Below are 18,839 nucleotides of genomic sequence, written 5' to 3'. Positions count from 1 at the left end.
GCCGGTCATCGCAGGCGGTCGAACAGCTTCTGGGCGTCCGGCTGCTGCCACTCGACCCGGTTGGGGTCGTCCTGGGCCGGTTTCCAGGGCACGGTGGCGAACGCCACCTGCGTGGCGGGCATGCTCTTGGCCAGCTCGACCATGGCCTCCAGGCTCAGGTCCGTCCTGACCGACTTGCGCACTTCGCCGAGGAAGCCGCGCAGCCGGGCCGGGTCGGCGACCGTGCTCCTCGCCTTCTTCAGCATCGCCAGCAGCAAAATCTGCTGCCGCTTGATCCGCTGGACGTCCGAGCCGTCGCCGTAGCGGCGCAGGCGGGCGTAGCCGAGGGCGCTCTCGCCGTCGAGCATGACCTTGCCCGCGGGCAGTCTCAGCTTCGACGCCTTGTCGTCCACGGGGGATCTGAGCGTGATCTGCACGCCGCCGAGCGCGTCCACCATGCCCTTGAAGCCGGCGAAGTCGACCTCGACGGTGTGGTCCACCCGTACGCCGGTCAGCTTCTCCAGCGTCTTCCTCAGGCAGCCCGCTCCCCCGCTGTCGTACGCCGAGTTGATCATGTCCTTGCGCGCCGGGTCCGACCCGCACGACGGGATCTGCACGATCGAGTCGCGCGGCACGCTGATCCCGACGGCCTGGCCGCGGTCGGCGGGCACGTGCACGAGCAGGATGGTGTCGGAGCGCCTGCCGCCCTTGTCGGGCGTCCTGGCCAGGGCGGGGCCGTACTTGGCGTTGCCCGGTCCGCCGCGCGTGTCGGAGCCGATCACCAGGATGTTGCGGGCGCCGGTCATGTCGACCGGCCGGGCGCCCGTCGACGGACCGGCCACGGTGTTGCCGTTGACCAGCATGGTCGGCACCGCGACGGCCGCGGCCGTGCCCACGGCGACCAGGCCGGCCGTCCAGTAGGCGGTCCATCTGCGGCGCGGGCGCTCCCGCAGCAGGCGGTCGCGCTGGCGGGCGAGCGTCGGGGGCGGCTCGTGCTCCAGTTCCCCGCCGAGGTCGCGGAGCATCCGCAGATCGTCCATGGTCACTCCTCCTCCAGCATGGGGTTGGTGTCGCCGAGCGCGGCCCGTACCTTCCGCCTGCCCCTGTTGAGGCGGGAGCGCACGGTTCCGATCGGGATGCCGAGCGCCCGGGCGACCTCTTCGTAGGTGAGGTCGCCCCAGGCGATCAGCAGCAGGACGTCCCGGTCCTTGGCGGGCAGCGCGGCCAGCGCGCCCGCCAGGCGGGGACGGCTGGCCTGCGCCGTGACCCCCGCGGCGACGCGGTCGGCGGGCGACTCCACGTCCTGGTCGGGCGGGGTCCGCAGGAACGCCCGGTAACGCGCCGCCTCCTTGCGGTGGTGGCGGGAGATGAGCTTGGTGAGGATGCCGAAGAGCCACGGCCTGGCGTCGGGGCAGGACAGGTCGTAGCTCTTGCGGCGGGAGAAGGCGACGAGGAACGTCTCGCCGACGAGGTCCTCGGCGGGCTCAGGGCCGAGGCGTTTGGAGACGTACCGGTAGAGCATGGCGGAGTAGCGGTCGAACAGCGCGGCGAACGCCTCCGGCTCGGTCAGGGAGGCGCTCACGAGCTCCGAGTCCGCCCCCCTGGTGGCGGGTTGCGTGATCATCTCCGCCCTTCTGTGGAGAATCGGTCACGGATGTCTTGCCACAACCCGCCGGGAGGGTTCAGATCTCCTTGAGGAACCCGCCGTCCACGGCGATGTCGGCGCCGGTCGTGCTGCCCGAGCGCGGCGAGACCAGCAGGGCGACCATGTCGGCGATCTCCTGCGGGCTCACCAGGCGTCCGGTGGCCAGCTTCATCATGCCGGGGGCGACCTGGGCGATGACGTCCTCCTTCGAGGCGCCTGCCATCCCGGCGATGACGTCGGCGGCGCCGCCGTCCTTGGTCCACCAGTCGGTCAGCACCGGGCCGGGCGAGATCGTGTTCACCCGGACGCCCTGCGGGCCGTACTCCTCCGAGACGGCCTTGCTCACGTGGTTCATGGCGGCCTTGGCCGCGCCGTAGTCCACGTTCATGGCACCGGGCTGGCGGGCCGAGCCGGAGGAGATGTTCACGATGGAGCCGCCGCCGCGCTCCACCATGAGGGGCACGGCCGCGCGGATCATCCGTACGGCCGCGAACAGGTTGAACTCGAACATGGCCTGCCAGTCGTCGTCGCCCGGCGCCATGAACCCGACCCGGGGCAGCGTCACGCCGGGGGGCGGGCCGCCGGCGTTGTTGACCAGGATGTCCACCCCGCCGAACTCCTCGACGGCTCGGGCGATCACCCGGGCGGGCGCCTGCGGGTCCATCAGGTCCACCGCGACGTGCGTCACCTTGGCGTCGGGCGCGGTCCGCGAGGCCGCCACGACGTGCGCGCCCTCCTCCGTCAGGGTGCGCGCGACGGCCAGGCCGATGCCCTTGGACGCGCCGGTGACCACGGCCACGCGGCCGGAAAGCTGGAGATCCATCGAAGAGGTTCCTCTCGGGTGTCAGTGACTACACCCGCAGAACACCGGCCCGGCGCGACCGGTTGCACCCTTCACAGGAACGGCGGGAAGGCCGGCCCCCTGCGCAGCCGCAACTCGTTGAGCATCTGCTGGATGACCTCGCGCACGTGGTCGGTCAGGTTGAACACCAGCATCGGGTCGTCGGCCGCGGCGGGCTCGTACTCGTCGGTGCGGATCGGCTCGCCGAACTCGATCATCCACTTGGACGGCAGCGGCACCAGCCCGAGCGGCCCGAGCAGCGGGAAGAACGGCGTGATCGGCAGATAGGGGACGCCGAGGATGCGGGCCAGGAACTTCAGGTCGCCGATCTTCGGATAGATCTCCTCGGCCCCCACGATGGCCGTGGGCACGATCGGCACGCCCGCGCGGATCGCCGAGGCCACGAACCCGCCCCGGCCGAACCGCTGGAGCCTGTAGCGCTCGGAGAACGGCTTGCCGACGCCCTTGAAGCCCTCGGGGAACACGCCGACCAGCTCGCCCTTGCGCAGCAGCCGGTCGGCGTCCTCGGGGCAGGCCAGCGTGTGGCCGGTCTTGCGGGACAGGTGGCCGAGCAGCGGGAGCTGGTAGACCAGGTCGGCCCCGAGCAGGCGGACGGCCCGGCCCGCCTCGTCGTGCAGGGCGACCTGCATCATGAGCGCGTCGATCGGCAGCGTGCCGGAGTGGTTGGCCACCACCAGCGCGCCGCCCTCGGCGGGCACGTTCTTCAGCTCGGCCGTCTCGACCCTGAACCAGCGGTGGTAGAGCGGCCTGATCAGCTCAAGGAGCACCTTGTCGGTCAGCTCGGGGTCGTAGCCGAACTCGTCGACCTCGTACTCGCCGGTGATGCGCCGGCGGACGAACGCCAGCAGCCGGGCCAGCGGATCGGGCTCCTCGAAGGACGGCGCGGCGCTGATCGGGATCACCCGGCCCTCCTGCTCGTGCGGCACGCTCACGGACGCACACCTCCGAACGGATGCATACCCCGCGAACGCACGAAGTCGTCGAAGGCCGCCGCGGTGGTGTACTTGGGCCGCCAGCCCAGCTCGGCCTCCAGCCTGGCGGTGTCGACCGCCCGGCCGTAGCTCATCAGCCGCAGCTGCTCGGGCGAGTACTCGACGAGGCCGAGCCTGCGCACGGTGTTGCCGAGCGTGCGGAAGACGGGCGCGAACAGCGGCAGCGACGCCCGCCCGGCCCGGCGCGCGCACTGCGACAGCAGCAACACGCCTGCCCCGGCCACGTTGAACGTGCCGGGGTGGTCTTCGTTCGCCATCCTGCGCAGCACCTCGACCGCGTCGTCCTCATGGACGAACTGCAACCGCGGATCGAAGCCGAACACCGTCGGCAGGACGGGCTGGGTGAAGTAACGGGTGAGCGGCGAGTCGACGCCCGGCCCCATGAAGTTGGCGAAGCGCAGCAGCGACACCGTCACGTCGGGGCGGCGGCGCGCGAAACCGCGCACGTAGCCCTCGACCTCCGCCGCGTCCTTGGCGTAGCCGTGGACCGGACCGACATGCGGTTCCAGGTCCTCGGTGAACACCGCCGGATCGCGTGGGGACGAGCCGTAGACGGCGGTGGTGGAGCGCACCACCACGCGCCGCACGGTCGACGACCGCTGGCAGGCACCGAGCAGTTGCATGGTGCCTATGACGTTGTGCTCCTTCATGGCAGCCCTGCCGTCGCCCTTGGACGGGGCGCTGACCAGGCTCATGTGCACAACGGTGTCGATGTCCGCGGCCGCGATCACCTCAGCGATGTCGGGGCTGCGCAGATCGACCCGGACGAACTCCGTCCGGCCCAGAGTGATGCCGCCGTCCCGCGTCAGCGAGGGGGGCGGCACGGTGTCCACTCCGATGACGCGGCTGATCTCCGGGTCTGCCGCGAGGACGCTCGCCACCCGGGCGCCTATGTGGCGCGAGACCCCGGTGACAAGCACGGTGTGGGTCATCAGCGCCTCGCAGCTGCGTCGGTTACTTCTTGTTACGCCGCTGGATGCGCGTCTTCTTGAGCAGCTTGCGGTGCTTCTTCTTGGCCATCCGCTTGCGGCGCTTCTTGATCACAGAGCCCACGGGACCCCCAGGTACTGATAGCAAGTCTGAATCGATGTGCGAGCGCACACCGGGTCACAGACTACCGGCGATCCGAGGTAGATCGCCCCTTGGGGGGTGAGAGCCCGGCCTCGTGGTGCGCAGGCCGGGCCTCTCCCGCGACCGAATTCACGGCGCGTTCGGGCGCGCCGCTACTTCAACCTGCCTCGATGTAGGCCTCCCGCAGATAGTCGTGGACCGCCTGCTCGGGCACTCTGAAGGACCGGCCAACTCGGATGGCCGGCAGCTCCCCTGAGTGGACGAGCCGGTACACCGTCATCTTGGACACCCTCATGACCGTCGCGACTTCAGCCACGGTCAGGAACTTCACCTCGCTGAGAGGTCTTTCGCCTGCACCCATCGGACGCCTCTTCCGCACGTGTTTCCGGGTTATCCCCACTGGTGCCATTGCTCACGCACGTGTACTGCCGTCAGCGTAAGTCGGGACTCCGGGTGCGCAAACCCCCTATTTTCTCAGTCCGCGGAGCCACCTGTCAGCCGGACCAGTAAAGTCGCTGGTTAGCAGCCAGGCCGAGCACCTCGCCTGGACCTTGGAACTGTCCAAGTTGCCACACATAAGAGTCGCCCAAGCCCCGTCAAAAGTTGGCAAAGGGACAGCGAGCCCCTTGGAATGCAGGCGCGAAAAGACGGTATGCGGAGGGCCGTTTTCGACTCAAAGGGCTCGTGAGACCAGAGTGACCAACCGCTCGGTCAGCGGAGTGTAATAGCGGGGTAGCACATTGTCGTCGAGTGGCACGACGACGTCGATCTTTCCCTCGGCCTCGCCGAGGAACAGGCCGGGGTCGTTGCTGTCGGCGAAGGCCACCGTCGGCACGCCCGCCTCGCCCGCCGCCCCCGCCCAGCCGTGGTCGGCGATCACCAGGTCGGGCAGCTCGCCTTCGAGCTCGTCGAGCATGTGCCGCATCGGGGCCGAGTCGTGGGTGTGCACGAAGCCGCCGCGGTCGTCGAGCATGGCGACGTCCTGGAGGTAGCGGATGCGGCGCGGGCGGCCGAAGCCGGAGCCGGCGTACGTCCAGCCCTCGGCCGGGGTGAGCAGGGTCGCGCCGCGCTCGACGGCGAACCTGGCCAGCGGCAGGTGGACGGCGAGCAGCCCGGTCGGGTGGCCGGTGGCGAACAGCACCCGCGGGGACGGCCGCGACAGCACCGACGCGATGCGCGCCGCCATGGCGTCGATCGCGTCGATCGTCAGGTCGGCGTCGATGGTGTCCTGGCCCCGGCGGTGGCCCGGGTCGGCGACCACGCCGGCCGACTTGGCCATCAGGTCGAGGACGTCCCGGAAGGTCCACGGCTGCTCGAACGTCAGGCCGAGCATGTAGTACGGGTCGCGGTTGGCCAGCGAGCTGTAGTGGTCGAGGTTGTTCTCGCGCGACGTCGCGACGTCACCGGCGATGCGGCTGTGGATCAGGTGTCGGCGGAGTTCGTCGCGGCTCAGCACAGGTCTTCCTCATCAGGGGCATCGAGGACGTCAGGCGTCGTGAGGGCAGTCGTCAGGGCATCGGGTCGAGGCCGTGCAGGGGGAACACCGCCTGCCGGGTCGCCATGACCGCACGGTCGATGGGGTCCGCTGGGTCATAACCGCCGGAGATGTCGCGAAATTCCGGATTGCGCCCGTCGGTCATGGTCAGCGGGGGCGTCTCGCCGGTGCGCTCCCTGACGTACTGGCGCCAGGCTTCGGGGGTGGGCGTGGCCGGATCGACGGGATGGCCGGCCGCCTCGGCTATGAGGTGCGTCCAGATGCGCGGCACGACCTGGACCAGCTCGTAACCGCCGCCGCCCACCGCGATCCACCGGCCGCCCGCCGTCTCGTGCGCCAGGTCGTGCAGGGCGGCGTAGGCGGCGCGCTGGCCGTCGATGCTGAGCATGAGGTTGGCGAGGGGGTCGAGCGCGTGGCTGTCGCAGCCGTGCTGGGTGACCAGGATCTGCGGGCCGAACTCGCGCAGCAGCGGCGGCACGACCGCGTGGAAGGCGCGCAGCCAGCCGGAGTCGCCGCAGCCGGCCGGGAGCGCCACGTTGACGGCCGTGCCATCCGCGCCGGTCTCGTGCGGGAAGCCGGTGCCCGGGAACAGCGTGCGCGGGCTCTCGTGCAGGCTGATCGTCAGCACCCGGGGGTCGTCGTAGAAGACGGCCTGCACGCCGTCGCCGTGGTGCACGTCGACGTCGACGTAGGCCACCCGCGTGGCCCCCTGCTCCAGCAGCCAGGCGATGGCCAGGGCCGGGTCGTTGTAGACGCAGAAGCCGCTGGCCGCGGCCGGCATGGCGTGGTGGAGCCCGCCCGCGACGTTGACCGCGTGCTCGGCCCGGCCCTCCCAGACCGCGCGCGCCGCCGCCAGGGACGCCCCCGCGATCAGCGCGGACGCCTCGTGCACGCCCTTGAAGGCAGGATTGTCGGTGGTGCCGAGCCCCGCCCGCAGGTCGGGCACGCCGGCCACGGAGACGCCCTTGACCGCCTCGATGTAGCCGCGGTCGTGCACCAGCGCCAGCTCGTCGTCGCCGGCGGGCGCGCAGCCGGCCATCTCGACCTTGTCGAGGACGCCGAGCGAGCGGGCGAGCGCGATCGTCAGCTCGACCCTGATGGGCGCCAGCGGGTGGCTCGGGCCGAAGTTGTAGGAGGTGAGAGCGTCGTCCCAGATGACTCGTGCCGTTCGGCTCATGCCCCGCCCTCCGCGCGTCCCTCACCTTGCGCCGACGTTACCGCAGCGCCCTGTTCCGGTTGTAGCCCGGGTGATCGTCGGGGACGGCCTGGGTCGCATCAGAAATTTCGTGACTTAGTGTTTTATGGTGCGCTGGGCGCGACCTTTCCTGAGAATCTTGAATTTCTTCCGACGTCCCCGGGTTTTCGACACCACGATCGTGGTCGTGCTCGCCCTGTTCGCGGGCCTCGGGCTGATCCTGTCGTCCGTCCAGACGGGGGTCGACGGGGCGCTGGGGTCGGCGCACTTCCTGCTGACCAGCGTGCTGCTGCTCGTCCGCCGGAGCAGGCCGGTGCTGGTGGCCGGGGCCGTCACGGCGTTCGACGTGATCGGCATCGCGGCCGGACTGGTGACCTCGGCCACCGTCCCGGAGGCGATCGCCTTCTACAGCCTGGCGCGCCACTCCTCCGGCCGCCCGTCGCTGGTCATGACGGCCGTGGGGATGGCCGCCTACGGCACGGTGATGGAGATCAAGGGACCGGGCATCGGGCAGTTCCTGGCCGGCGCCTTCGTCGTCGCGATCCCGGCCGGCATCGGCGCGCTGGTCAAGACCAGGGCCGAGCTGCACGAGCGGGGCAGGCGGGCGGCCGCCGACGCCGCCGTGCAGGCCGAGCGTCGGCGCATCGCGAGGGAGCTGCACGACGTCGTCGCGCACCACATCACGGTGATCAACGCCCTGGTCGGCGGCGCGCGGGCGACGCTCGCGCCCGAGCAGGAGGTCACCCGGGAGGCGCTGGAGAGCGCCCAGGAGACCGCCCGCCAGGCGATGTCGGAGATGCGCCGGCTGCTGCACGTGCTGCGGGCCGACGGCAACGACGGCCCGGACGCCGCGACCGGCGTGGGGGCCGACCGGCTGCCCGCGCTCATCGGCGAGGCCAGGAGCGCCGGGCTGCCCGCCAGCCTGACCGTCACGGGCGAGCCGGTGACGCTGCCCACGGCCGTGGACCACGCCGTCTACCGGATCGTGCAGGAGGCCCTGACCAACACCCGCAAGCACGCGTCCGGCGCCAGGGCCAGCGTGCGCCTGGCCTACGGGGCCGAGGCGGTGGAGGTCGAGGTGCTCGACGACGGCGTGCCGCAGCAGGGCGGCACGCCGGGGTTCGGGCTGGGCGGCATGGCCGAGCGGGTCGCGTTGTGCGGCGGCCGGCTCACGACCGGCCCGCGCCCCGGGGGAGGATTCCGGGTGCACGCCCGCATCCCCCTGGAGGCAACATGATCACGGTGCTGCTGGTCGACGACCACGAGCTGGTCCGCAAGGGGTTCCGGCTGATGCTCGACGCGCAGCCCGACCTGTCCGTGGTGGGCGAGGCCGGCGACGGCGAGCTGGCCGTCGAGCTGAGCCGGCGGCTGCGTCCCGACGTGGTGCTGATGGACCTGCACATGCCGGGGCTCGACGGCGTGCGGGCGACCGAGCTGATCACCTCGGAGCTGCCGGGCGTGCGGGTGCTCGCGCTGAGCACGTTCGACCTGGACGAGAACGTGGTCGCGGCGCTGCGGGCGGGCGCCGACGGCTTCCTGCCCAAGGACGTCTCCCCCGAGGAGCTGATCGAGGGCGTCCGCGTGGTGCACCGGGGCGAGTCGGCGGTCGCGCCGCGGCTGCTGACCCGGCTGATCGGCACGTTCGTCCGGGCGTCGAGGCCGCCGGCCGCGCCCGCGCCGCCCGTGCTGGACGCGCTGACCGAGCGCGAGCGGGAGATCCTCGTACTGATCGCCAGAGGCCGGTCGAACACCGAGATCGCCGGGCAGCTCGCCGTCTCCCCCTCGACCGTCAAGAACCACGTGACCAGCCTGTTCGCCAAGATCGGGGTCAGGGACCGGGCGCAGGCCGTGATCGTCGCGTACGAGGCGGCGCTGATCAAACCTGGAGACTAGGACCAGGCTCCCAGGCCGTCACCGGCAAGAACGTCCTCACGGCCGAAGAGAACGGCGGGCCCCGGCGGCACGCTTGGTGGCATGACGGCGATTCGCGCAACCAACCTGAGCAAACGCTACGGCGCCACCCACGCCGTCGCGGACCTGTCGTTCGACGTCGAGCCCGGCCAGGTGACCGGGTTCCTCGGGCCCAACGGCGCCGGCAAGTCCACGACCATGCGGATGATCCTCGGCCTCGACCGGCCGTCGAGCGGGTCCGTGCTGGTGGACGGACGGCCGTACCAGGAGCACCGGCACCCGCTGCGCAAGGTGGGCGCGCTGCTGGACGCCAAGGCCGTGCACGGCGGCCGCAGCGCCCGCAACCACCTGCTGGCCATCGCCCAGAGCAACGGCATCCCGGCGGGCCGGGTGACCGAGGTGCTGGAGGCCGTCGGCCTGCGCGAGGTGGCGCGGCGGCGGATCGGCGGCTTCTCGCTCGGCATGTCGCAGCGCCTGGGCATCGCGGCCGCGCTGCTCGGCGACCCCGAGATCCTGCTCTTCGACGAGCCGGTCAACGGGCTCGACCCCGAGGGCATCCTGTGGATCCGCACGTTCATGCGCAAGCTGGCCGCCGAAGGGCGGACGGTGTTCGTCTCCAGCCACCTCATGAGCGAGATGGCCCAGACGGCCGACCACCTGATCGTGATCGGCCGGGGCCGGCTGATCGCCGACACGAGCGTGCAGGAGTTCATCGGGCGCAGCTCGCAGGGCTACGTACGGGTGCGCTCGCCGCGCCTGGCCGAGGTCGCCGAGCTGGTCAAGGTGGGCGACCTGTACCCCGACCACCTGCGCGTCACCGCGATGAGCACGCTGGAGATCGGCACCCTGACCGCTCGGGCCGGGATCCCCCTGGAGGAGCTGACATTCGTGCAGCCCTCGCTCGAAGCGGCGTACATGGAGCTCACCAAGGACAGTGTGGAGTACTCGTCATGACCGACATCCTGAGGTCCGAATGGACCAAGATCCGTTCGGTGCGTTCGACGGTGTGGACGCTCGCCGTCACCGCCCTGCTCATGATCGGCCTGGGCGGGCTGCTGTCGGTGGCGTCCAGGGCCACGGCCGGCGGGCAGCCCATCACCGGCGACCAGGCCGTCATGACGAGCCTGACCGGTCTGATGTTCGCCTCGCTGTCCATGGCCACGCTGGGCGTGCTGGTGATCTCCAGCGAGTACCGGACCGGCGGCATCCGCACGTCGCTGCTGGCCGTGCCGAGGCGGATGAGGCTGCTCACCGGCAAGATCGTGGTGTTCACCGTGACGGCGCTGGTCGTCTCCACGGTCGCGGCGGCCGCCGCGGTGGCCGTCGGCCTGGCGATCCTCCGGCCGGGCTCGGTCGACCCGGGGACCGTGGCGCAGTCGGTGTTCGGGGCCGGGCTCTACCTCACCGCCTGCGGCCTGTTCGGGCTGGGGCTCGGCACGCTGATCCGGCACACGCCGGGCGCGATCGTCTCGGCCATCGCGCTGATGCTGGTGCTGCCGCAGCTCACCAGCGCGCTGCCCGGCGAGTGGGGCAAGGCCGTCGCCGACCACTTCACCACCAACGCCGGCCTGGAGATCGTGCTGGACCAGCCCGGGAACCCGCTGGGACCGTGGAGCGGGCTCGGCGTCTACGCGCTGTGGGTGGCCGCCGCGGTGGTGGCGGGGGCCGTGCTCATGCAGCGGCGGGACGCCTGAGCCGCACCCTGCGGCCGGGCTCCCCCGCCGCCGGTCAGCTTTCGAGGCGACCGCGCTCCCCCGCCGCCGGTCAGCCCGAGGCGAGCTGGCGGCCCCGGTCGCGGGCGGCCTCGATGGCGGCCAGGAAGGCGGCGCGCACGCTGTGGCGCTCCAGCTCGGCGATGGCCGCGATGGTGGTGCCGCCCGGCGAGGTGACGGCCTCCCGCAGGATCACCGGGTGCTCCCCGGAGTCGCGCAGCATCACGGCCGCGCCGACGATCGACTGCGTGACCATGTCGAGCGCGGCGGCCCGCGGCATGCCGAGCAGGATGCCCGCGTCGACCATGGCCTCGACCAGGTAGAAGAAGTAGGCGGGGCCGCTGCCGGACAGCGCGGTCGCGGCGTCCTGCTGGGACTCGGGGATGCGCAGCACCTTGCCGACCGGCTTGAGCAGGCCCTCGGTGAGCTTGAGGTGCTCCTCGCCGGCGTGCGCGCCCGCCGAGATCACGCTCATCGCCTCGTCGAACTTGATCGGCGTGTTGGACATGACCCGGACCACCGGCACCTCGACGCCGAGCCGCTGCTCCACGAAGGCGGTGGTGATGCCGGCCGCCGCCGTGATGACCAGGCGGTCGGCCGGGACGTAGGGGGCGATCTCCGCCAGCAGGGTCGCCATGTCCTGGGGCTTGACGGCCAGGATCAGGGTGTCGGCCGACTTGGCCGCCTCGGCGTTGCCGACCGTGCGCACGCCGTAGGTCTCGCGCAGCGCCTGCGCCCGCTCCGGACGGCGGCTGGTCGCCATGATGTCGCCCGGCTTGAACCCGGCGCGCAGCAGCCCGGACAGCAGGGCCTCGCCCATCTTGCCGGTGCCCAGAATCGCGATCATCTCGACCTCTCGAAGGGGAACGGACGCCGGCCCAGCCTACTAGCCCCGCGACAGCAGCGACCTGAGGAAGAACGCCAGGTTACGGGGGCGTTCGGCCAGGCGGCGCATGAGGTAGGCGTACCAGTCGGCGCCGTACGGGACGTACACGCGCACCTGGCCGCCGAGCCCGGCCAGACGGCGCTGCTCGCCGGGGCGCACGCCGTACAGCATCTGGTACTCGAAGCCGTTGACGTCGCGGCCGTCGAGCACGGCCAGGGTGGAGGCGATCTGGATCATCCTGGGGTCGTGCGTGGCGATCATGGGGTAGCCGGTGCCCGCCATGAGGATCTTGAGGCAGCGCACGAACGATCGGTCGATGTCGGCCGGCCTGCTGTAGGCGCCGGGGGCGGTGTAGGCGCCCTTGCAGAGCCGTACGCGGGCGCCGGCCAGCTTCTCGCAGCGTTCGAGCGCGTCGGGCAGGTACGCCTGGACCACGATCCCGACGTCGGGGTGCTCCTTGCGCAGGGTGGCGTGCACGAAGTGCAGGCCGCCGATCGTGTCGTGCTCCTCGGCGTCGAGCGTGATCGTGATGCCGCGGGCGGCCGCCGCCTCGCAGATGGTGGCCGCGTTGTCGAGCGCGACCTGCTCCGACAGCCGGAGCCCGAGCGCGGTCAGCTTGACCGAGGCGTCGCCGCCCGGCGGCAGCCGGTCGAGCAGCGACAGGTACTCGCGCACGGCCGCCTCGGCCTGTCTCCGGTCGGTCACCTCTTCGCCCAGGTGGTCGACGGTCACGAGCAGGCCCTCGTGCGACAGCCCGCGGATGACCGCGCCGACGTCGTCGGCGACGTATCGCTTGACCACGTCCCTGGTCAGCGGCGATGTGGTGATGACGCGTTCGGCGCGTTCGCTCTTGGAGACGGCGAGCATTGCCTGACGGAGCACGTGACCCACACTAACCGCCCACTTCCCGGGTATATCGCTGAACCGCGGACCTGCCCTTTTCGTCTTAGGGATATGCGCACAATGACGAAAGCGACTCTTCTCGCCGGTTCTCTGGTGCTCGCGACGGGTTGTGCCACATCGCCGCCGGCCGCCCGTCCGCTGACGCAGACGCCCGCCGAGCACGTCGTGACGCCGGTCACCACCGCCCCCAGCAAGGCCCCCGAGCCGGTCAGGCCCACCGGCGACGCCATCAACGTGCACAAGGTCCGCTGGACCAAGGCCACGGCCGTCGCACGCGGCAAGCAGGTCAGGCTCACCTGGTGGTCGGGGGTGGAGCCGTGCACCGTGCTGGACAGGGTCAAGGTCAAGGAGACCGCCAAGAAGGTCACCGTCACCCTGTACGAGGGCACGTCCCCCAAGGCCAGGAACGTCTCCTGCATCATGCTGGCCGTGGAGAAGACCACCACCGTCAAGCTCAAGCACGCCCTCGGCAAGCGCAAGCTCGTGGACGGCGCGAAGCCCTAGGAGAGCCGCCGGCAGCCCTCGGGGACGGCCGGGTACGCGTCGGTCCAGCCGTTCCCCGGCAGGTACGTGACGGCGACCGGCACGTCCCCCGCGGCCCTGGCCTTGCGGGCGGACGTGGCGAGCGGCTCGCCGCTGCTCTGGTCGAGGACCAGCACGTCGGATGCCAGGTCGGCGAAGAAGCGCCACGACTCCGACTCGGTGCGCACCTCCAGCCCCGGCCTGCCTTCGGGATCCCGGACGACGCCGCGCACGTCGGTGGTGGGCAGGGCGGCCAAGAGCCGGAGCACCGCGGCCCGCTGGCCGGGCCGCAGCGGCAGGGTCAGCAACTGGCCGAGGCCGTAGGGCAGGAACTGCTCGAACGACCGCCCGGAGCCCAGCTCGCGGTTCCGGGCGTGCAGCGCGCGCAGCCTCTTCCGCAGTTCCTCCTCCCCGGCGGGCAGGGCCGCGACGTCCTTCAGCGTCATCGTGGCGACCATGAGCGGGACGACTCCGGGGACGCCCCGGTCCCGGCTGTACCGGCAGTCCGGCTTCCCCTCCGTCCGCGACCACCGGAGCACGGGGTCCGCGGAGTGGTCCCGCGGGAACCACTGCTCCCGCCGGCCGACCTCCATGCGGCCGTTCTTCCTGCGCGTGGTGACGGTCACGGAGTAGTGCCAGTACCGGCCGGTCGCGACGGGCAGCCGCGCCACCCTGTCGGCCAGGTCGAGCAGCGCCTGGTTGCGCGGCGGGGCCAGCACCGGCGCGGCATCCGGGCGCAGGGTGGCGGCCAGCGAGAAGACCAGCGCCACGACCGCCGCCGTGGCGAGCCCGGCCACCGTCCAGGCCCGGGACCGGCGCGGGGGCCGGTGCGAGGGCCGGTGTGGGGGCCGGTGCGGCGCGCGGGCGGCCTCGGCGCGGGCGCGGGCGCGCGCCACGACCTCGGGGGACGGCGGCCGGGCGGCGGGCAGCGCGCGGCCGAGCAGGTCCAGCTCATCCATCGAGGTCCTCCTTGAACGGGTTGGCGGCGCCGAGCGCCTTGCGAAGCTGCCTGCGCGCCCTGTTGAGCCGGGACGCGACGGTTCCGTACGGGATGTCCAGGGCGGCGGCGACCTCGGCGTGGGACAGGCCGCCCAGCGCGACCAGCAGGACCACGTCGCGGTCGCGCTGCTTGAGCGCGGCCAGGGCGCTGGCGAGCGGCCGGGTGAAGCGGGCGGCGTCCACGCGATCGAGGACGTCCTCCTCGTGGCCCGCGTCCTGGCGGCCGGCCGCCCTGCCGATGGCCCGCCACCGTCTGACCTCGCTGCGGCGGTGGCGGGCGGCGAGGTTGGTGGCGATCCCGTACAGCCAGGGCCTGGGCTCGCCCAGGGACGGGTCGTGCCCGCCGCCCAGGGCGATGACGAACACCTCGGCGGCCAGATCGTCGGCCACGTCCTCGGGGAGGCGGCGGGCGAGGCACCGGTGGATCTCGGCGAAGTGCAGGTCGAACAGGTCCGCCCCGCGATCGGGTGGAACTGCCAAGCGCCCGCCCCCGTTACGCGTGTTGTGTGGAATCACGGTGGTTGTTGCCCGATCGCCGGGAATGGTGTCACGCTCAGAGGGGTTGAGTCGGGTAGGCTCAAGTCGTTTGACAAAGACGACACGAATCCGTAGCTTGAGTCCAACCGACTCAACTTTGACTACAAGGACGTACTCATGGCACGTGCGGTAGGTATCGACCTTGGGACGACCAACTCCGTCGTCTCGATCCTCGAGGGCGGTGAGCCCACCGTCATCGCCAACGCGCAGGGCTCGCGGACCACGCCGTCCGTGGTCGCCTTCGCGAAGAACGGCGAGGTCCTGGTGGGCGAGGTCGCCAAGCGGCAGGCCGTCACCAACGTTGACCGGACGATCCGCTCGGTCAAGCGCGAGATGGGCACCAACTGGTCCCAGGAGATCGACGGCAAGAAGTTCTCCCCCCAGCAGATCAGCGCCTTCGTGCTGCAGAAGCTGAAGCAGGACGCCGAGGCGTACCTGGGCGAGAAGATCACCGACGCGGTGGTCACCGTCCCGGCCTACTTCAACGACGCCCAGCGCCAGGCCACCAAGGAGGCCGGCACGGTCGCGGGCCTCAACGTCCTGCGCATCATCAACGAGCCGACCGCCGCGGCCCTCGCCTACGGGCTCGACAAGGAGCAGGACCAGACGATCCTGGTCTTCGACCTCGGCGGCGGCACCTTCGACGTCTCGCTGCTCGACGTCGGCCAGGAGGACGGCCACGGCTTCGTCGAGGTCAAGGCCACCTCCGGCGACAACCACCTCGGTGGCGACGACTGGGACCAGCGCGTCGTCGACGAGCTGGTCAAGCGCTTCCAGAACGCCCACGGCGTCGACCTCGCCAAGGACAAGATGGCTCTCCAGCGCCTGCGTGAGGCCGCGGAGAAGGCCAAGATCGAGCTGTCCAGCCAGGCCGAGACCAACATCAACCTGCCCTACATCACCGCCTCCTCCGAGGGCCCGCTGCACCTCGACGAGAAGCTGACCAGGGCCGAGTTCCAGCGCCTGACGGCCGACCTGCTCGAGCGGACCAAGGGCCCGTTCCACCAGGTCATCAAGGACGCCGGCATCAAGGTCTCCGACATCGCGCACGTGGTGCTCGTCGGCGGCTCGACCCGCATGCCCGCCGTCACCGAGCTCGTCCGCGAGCTGACCGGCGGCAAGGAGCCCAACAAGGGCGTCAACCCCGACGAGGTCGTCGCCATCGGCGCCGCTCTCCAGGCCGGCGTGCTCAAGGGTGAGGTCAAGGACGTCCTCCTGCTCGACGTGACCCCGCTGTCGCTGGGCATCGAGACCAAGGGCGGCATCTTCACCAAGATCATCGAGCGCAACACGACGATCCCGACCAAGCGCTCGGAGGTCTTCACCACGGCCGAGGACAACCAGCCGTCGGTGCAGATCCAGGTCTACCAGGGCGAGCGCGAGATCGCCTCGTACAACAAGAAGCTGGCCACCTTCGAGCTGACCGGCATCGCCCCGGCGCCGCGCGGCATCCCGCAGATCGAGGTCACCTTCGACATCGACGCCAACGGCATCGTCAACGTCTCCGCCAAGGACCTCGGCACCGGCAAGGAGCAGACGATGACCATCACCGGCGGCTCCGCGCTGCCGAAGGACGACATCGAGCGCATGATGCGCGAGGCCGAGTCGTACGCCGAGGAGGACAAGAAGCGCCGCGAGGAGGCCGAGGTCCGCAACAACGCGGACGGTCTGGCCTACCAGACGGAGAAGTTCCTCCGCGAGAACGACGAGAAGGTCCCCGGCGACATCAAGACCGAGGTCAACGACGCCCTGTCGGAGCTGAAGAAGGCTCTTGAGGGCACCGACACCGACGTCATCCGCACCTCCGCGGAGAAGCTCGCCACGGTCAGCCAGAAGATGGGCTCGGCCATCTACGCCGCCAGCCAGGGCCAGCAGGCCGGCCCCGAGGGCGCTCCGCAGGACGCCTCGGCCGGTCAGGGCGCCAAGGCCGACGACGACGTGGTCGAGGCCGAGATCGTCGACGAAGACCAGCCGAAGAAGGACCAGTGATGCCGGCGCGCGACAACGGGCACGAGGAGCCGGTGATCCGCGACAAGCGCAAGATCGACCCGGAGACGGGCGAGGTTCGGGAGACCTCGGGCGAGCAGCCCGAGGCGCCCGCCGAGCAGGCGCCGGCGGCGGCCCACGACGGTGAGCTGGCGGCCCAGCTCGCCGAGCGGACCGCCGACCTCCAGCGCCTCCAGGCGGAGTACACGAACTACCGCAGAAGGGTCGAGCGCGACAGGGTCGCGGTCCGCGAGCAGGCCGTCGCCGGCGCGCTGACCGAGCTGCTCCCTGTGCTCGACGACATCGGACGGGCCCGTGACCACGGCGAGCTGACCGGTGGCTTCGCGAAGGTGGCGGAGTCGCTGGAGTCGGTGCTCACCAAGCTGGGCCTCAGCGCCTACGGCCAGAAGGGCGACCCGTTCGACCCGACGGTCCACGAGGCGCTGATGCACAGCTACTCGCCCGACGTGACCGAGCCCACCGCGATCGAGGTGCTCCAGCCCGGTTACCGGATGGGTGAGCGGGTGCTGCGCCCGGCGCGGGTGGCGGTGGCCGAGCCCGAGGACGCTCCTCCCGCGTCCAATGACGACGAAGCAAACTGACAAAGGACGAAGGGCCGTAGATGAGCACCAAGGACTACCTGGAAAAGGACTACTACGCCGTCCTTGGTGTGCCCAAGACCGCCACCGCCGACGAGATCAAGAAGGCGTACCGGAAGCTGGCCAGGCAGTACCACCCGGACACCAACCAGGGCGACGCCGCCAAGGAGACCAAGTTCAAGGAGGTCTCCGAGGCGTACGACATCCTGTCCGACGGCAAGCGCCGCAAGGAGTACGACGAGGCGCGCACGCTGTTCGGGTCCGGGGTGGGCGGTCAGCGCCCCGGCGGTGGCGGTTTCCCGTTCGACTTCGGCGACCTGTTCGGCGGCACCGCCGGCCAGCAGGGCGGGGGCGCCGGTGAGCGGCTCGGCGACCTGTTCGGCGGGCTGTTCAACCGCGGTGGGGCGGGGGGCTCCACCCGCACGACCAGCGCCACCAGACCGCGCCGCGGCCAGGACGTCGAGTCCGAGGTCACGCTCTCGTTCACCGAGGCCGTCGAGGGCACCACGGTGTCGCTCAGGCTGACCAGCTCGGCCGCCTGCACCGCGTGCAGCGGCACCGGCGCCAAGGCGGGCACGACCCCCCGGGTCTGTCCCACCTGCGAGGGCACCGGCGCGGCCAGCCGCAACCTGGGCAACTTCGCCTTCTCCGAGCCCTGCCGCGACTGCAAGGGCCGCGGGCTGCTCGTGGACGACCCCTGCCCCGTGTGCGAGGGCAGCGGCCGGGCCAAGAGCACCCGCACGATCCAGGCCAGGATCCCCGCCGGCGTGGCCGACGGGCAGCGGGTCAAGCTCAAGGGCAAGGGCGCGCCGGGCGAGAACGGCGGCCCGGCCGGCGACCTCTACATCCTGACGCACGTCAAGCCGCACCCCGTGTTCGGCCGGATGGGCGACAACCTGACGATCACGGTTCCCGTGACGTTCTCGGAGGCCGCGCTGGGCGCCGAGATCAAGGTGCCGATCCTCAAGGGCATGCCGGTGACCCTGCGCGTCCCGGCGGGCACGCCCAACGGCCGCACGTTCCGCGTGCGGGGCAGGGGCGTCACCCGCAAGGACGGCACCAAGGGTGACCTGCTCGCCAGCGTCGAGGTGCTCGTGCCGAAGACGCTCGACGACAAGTCGCGCGAGCTCCTCACCGAGTTCAACACCGCGACCGCGGGCGACGACCCGCGCGCCGATCTCATTCAGCGAGCCAGAAGCGAGTAGCCGATGGACGCCAACTATTTCGACCTGTCCGACGACACGCCTGTTTATGTGATTTCGGTGGCCGCGCAGCTCTCCGGGCTCCACCCGCAGACGCTGCGCCAGTACGACCGGCTCGGCCTGGTCAGCCCGGGCCGCACCGCCGGGCGCGGCCGCCTCTACTCCACAAGAGACATCATCCAGCTCCGCGAGGTCCAGCGGCTCTCCCAGGAGGAGGGCATCAACCTCGCGGGCATCAAGCGGATACTCGAGCTCGAGAACGAAGCTCTGCGGCTGCGTGAGGAGGTTCACCGCCTGCGCGCCGAGATGCGGATGGTCAGGGCGCTGATCCGCTACGAGCTGC

21 protein-coding genes and 1 pseudogene are annotated in these 18,839 nt (G+C 71.1%); 9 read left to right on the top strand and 13 right to left on the bottom strand.

The annotated features are described in order from the left end of the window. Positions 1-5: 5 nt before the first annotated feature. From ACIBQ8_RS25475 to ACIBQ8_RS25435, 9 genes are all read right to left on the bottom strand, one after another. A complete protein-coding gene (locus ACIBQ8_RS25475; RefSeq protein ID WP_397172867.1) occupies positions 6-1,019 on the bottom strand; it encodes an LCP family protein in 1,014 nt (337 codons plus the stop codon). Between the two features lie 2 nt (positions 1,020-1,021). After that, complete coding sequence (locus tag ACIBQ8_RS25470) at positions 1,022-1,603, bottom strand: RNA polymerase sigma factor (protein WP_397172865.1); 582 nt, start codon at positions 1,601-1,603, stop codon at positions 1,022-1,024. Positions 1,604-1,661: 58 nt separating this feature from the next. Beyond that, positions 1,662-2,447: an SDR family NAD(P)-dependent oxidoreductase gene (locus ACIBQ8_RS25465; protein WP_397193128.1), complete on the bottom strand. Its 786-nt coding sequence runs from the start codon at positions 2,445-2,447 to the stop codon at positions 1,662-1,664. 71 nt (positions 2,448-2,518) lie between these two features. Continuing rightward, complete coding sequence (locus ACIBQ8_RS25460; protein WP_397172863.1) at positions 2,519-3,418, bottom strand: lysophospholipid acyltransferase family protein; 900 nt, start codon at positions 3,416-3,418, stop codon at positions 2,519-2,521. Beyond that, positions 3,415-4,410, bottom strand: a complete 996-nt coding sequence (locus tag ACIBQ8_RS25455) for an NAD-dependent epimerase/dehydratase family protein (protein WP_352325265.1) — start codon at positions 4,408-4,410, stop codon at positions 3,415-3,417. Before ACIBQ8_RS25455 ends, ACIBQ8_RS25460 begins: the two co-directional genes overlap by 4 nt. Before the next feature lie 22 nt (positions 4,411-4,432). Beyond that, a complete protein-coding gene (locus ACIBQ8_RS25450; RefSeq protein ID WP_018654693.1) occupies positions 4,433-4,531 on the bottom strand; it encodes a 30S ribosomal protein bS22 in 99 nt (32 codons plus the stop codon). 175 nt (positions 4,532-4,706) lie between these two features. Next, positions 4,707-4,910 carry a helix-turn-helix domain-containing protein gene (locus ACIBQ8_RS25445; RefSeq protein ID WP_026214222.1) on the bottom strand — a complete coding sequence of 68 codons (204 nt, stop codon included), beginning with the start codon at positions 4,908-4,910 and terminating at the stop codon, positions 4,707-4,709. A gap of 312 nt (positions 4,911-5,222) precedes the next feature. Then, a complete protein-coding gene (locus ACIBQ8_RS25440; RefSeq protein ID WP_397172862.1) occupies positions 5,223-6,005 on the bottom strand; it encodes a phosphatase in 783 nt (260 codons plus the stop codon). Between the two features lie 52 nt (positions 6,006-6,057). After that, positions 6,058-7,221: an acetoin utilization protein AcuC gene (locus tag ACIBQ8_RS25435; RefSeq protein WP_397193127.1), complete on the bottom strand. Its 1,164-nt coding sequence runs from the start codon at positions 7,219-7,221 to the stop codon at positions 6,058-6,060. Positions 7,222-7,378: 157 nt separating this feature from the next. Here ACIBQ8_RS25435 and ACIBQ8_RS25430 point away from each other — a divergent pair, with 157 nt between their 5' ends. From ACIBQ8_RS25430 to ACIBQ8_RS25415, 4 genes are all read left to right on the top strand, one after another. Then, positions 7,379-8,476 carry a sensor histidine kinase gene (locus tag ACIBQ8_RS25430; RefSeq protein ID WP_397193126.1) on the top strand — a complete coding sequence of 366 codons (1,098 nt, stop codon included), beginning with the start codon at positions 7,379-7,381 and terminating at the stop codon, positions 8,474-8,476. Further along, the gene (locus tag ACIBQ8_RS25425) at positions 8,473-9,132 is read left to right on the top strand and encodes a response regulator (protein ID WP_397193125.1); all 660 of its coding nucleotides are present in this window, start codon (positions 8,473-8,475) and stop codon (positions 9,130-9,132) included. The genes ACIBQ8_RS25430 and ACIBQ8_RS25425 overlap by 4 nt, the downstream gene beginning before the upstream one ends. Positions 9,133-9,213: 81 nt before the next feature. Further along, a complete protein-coding gene (locus tag ACIBQ8_RS25420; RefSeq protein ID WP_397172855.1) occupies positions 9,214-10,104 on the top strand; it encodes an ABC transporter ATP-binding protein in 891 nt (296 codons plus the stop codon). Then, the gene (locus ACIBQ8_RS25415; RefSeq protein ID WP_397193124.1) at positions 10,101-10,844 is read left to right on the top strand and encodes an ABC transporter permease; all 744 of its coding nucleotides are present in this window, start codon (positions 10,101-10,103) and stop codon (positions 10,842-10,844) included. Before ACIBQ8_RS25420 ends, ACIBQ8_RS25415 begins: the two co-directional genes overlap by 4 nt. 70 nt (positions 10,845-10,914) lie before the next feature. Here the strand turns inward: ACIBQ8_RS25415 and proC are convergent, their stop codons facing one another. Together proC and ACIBQ8_RS25405 are read right to left on the bottom strand one after the other, a co-directional pair. Next, positions 10,915-11,709, bottom strand: a complete 795-nt coding sequence (gene proC / locus ACIBQ8_RS25410; protein WP_397172852.1) for a pyrroline-5-carboxylate reductase — start codon at positions 11,707-11,709, stop codon at positions 10,915-10,917. A gap of 39 nt (positions 11,710-11,748) precedes the next feature. Then, a complete protein-coding gene (locus tag ACIBQ8_RS25405) occupies positions 11,749-12,630 on the bottom strand; it encodes a proline dehydrogenase family protein (protein ID WP_397193122.1) in 882 nt (293 codons plus the stop codon). A gap of 81 nt (positions 12,631-12,711) precedes the next feature. On the opposite strand from ACIBQ8_RS25405, the gene ACIBQ8_RS25400 reads away from it, so the two are divergent. Next, the gene (locus ACIBQ8_RS25400) at positions 12,712-13,155 is read left to right on the top strand and encodes a hypothetical protein (protein ID WP_397193121.1); all 444 of its coding nucleotides are present in this window, start codon (positions 12,712-12,714) and stop codon (positions 13,153-13,155) included. Here the strand turns inward: ACIBQ8_RS25400 and ACIBQ8_RS25395 are convergent. Further along, a complete protein-coding gene (locus ACIBQ8_RS25395; RefSeq protein WP_397193120.1) occupies positions 13,152-14,132 on the bottom strand; it encodes a hypothetical protein in 981 nt (326 codons plus the stop codon). The genes ACIBQ8_RS25400 and ACIBQ8_RS25395 overlap by 4 nt on opposite strands. Continuing rightward, complete coding sequence (locus ACIBQ8_RS25390) at positions 14,125-14,652, bottom strand: RNA polymerase sigma factor (protein WP_397193118.1); 528 nt, start codon at positions 14,650-14,652, stop codon at positions 14,125-14,127. Before ACIBQ8_RS25390 ends, ACIBQ8_RS25395 begins: the two co-directional genes overlap by 8 nt. A 174-nt stretch (positions 14,653-14,826) precedes the next feature. Here ACIBQ8_RS25390 and dnaK point away from each other — a divergent pair, with 174 nt between their 5' ends. The 4 genes and pseudogenes from dnaK to ACIBQ8_RS25370 form a co-directional block, all read left to right on the top strand. Next, the gene (gene dnaK, locus ACIBQ8_RS25385; protein WP_397172843.1) at positions 14,827-16,698 is read left to right on the top strand and encodes a molecular chaperone DnaK; all 1,872 of its coding nucleotides are present in this window, start codon (positions 14,827-14,829) and stop codon (positions 16,696-16,698) included. After that, positions 16,698-17,297: a nucleotide exchange factor GrpE gene (gene grpE / locus ACIBQ8_RS25380; RefSeq protein ID WP_357966251.1), complete on the top strand. Its 600-nt coding sequence runs from the start codon at positions 16,698-16,700 to the stop codon at positions 17,295-17,297. The genes dnaK and grpE overlap by 1 nt, the downstream gene beginning before the upstream one ends. A gap of 20 nt (positions 17,298-17,317) precedes the next feature. Next, complete coding sequence (gene dnaJ / locus ACIBQ8_RS25375) at positions 17,318-18,499, top strand: molecular chaperone DnaJ (RefSeq protein ID WP_397172842.1); 1,182 nt, start codon at positions 17,318-17,320, stop codon at positions 18,497-18,499. A gap of 3 nt (positions 18,500-18,502) precedes the next feature. Then, positions 18,503-18,826, top strand: a pseudogene (locus ACIBQ8_RS25370) (heat shock protein transcriptional repressor HspR); the annotation flags it as partial. Positions 18,827-18,839 lie beyond the last annotated feature (13 nt).

The sequence above is a fragment of the Nonomuraea sp. NPDC049646 genome (assembly GCF_044465525.1).
GTDB lineage: Bacteria > Actinomycetota > Actinomycetes > Streptosporangiales > Streptosporangiaceae > Nonomuraea.
This window is presented reverse-complemented; position numbering and strand designations above follow the sequence as displayed.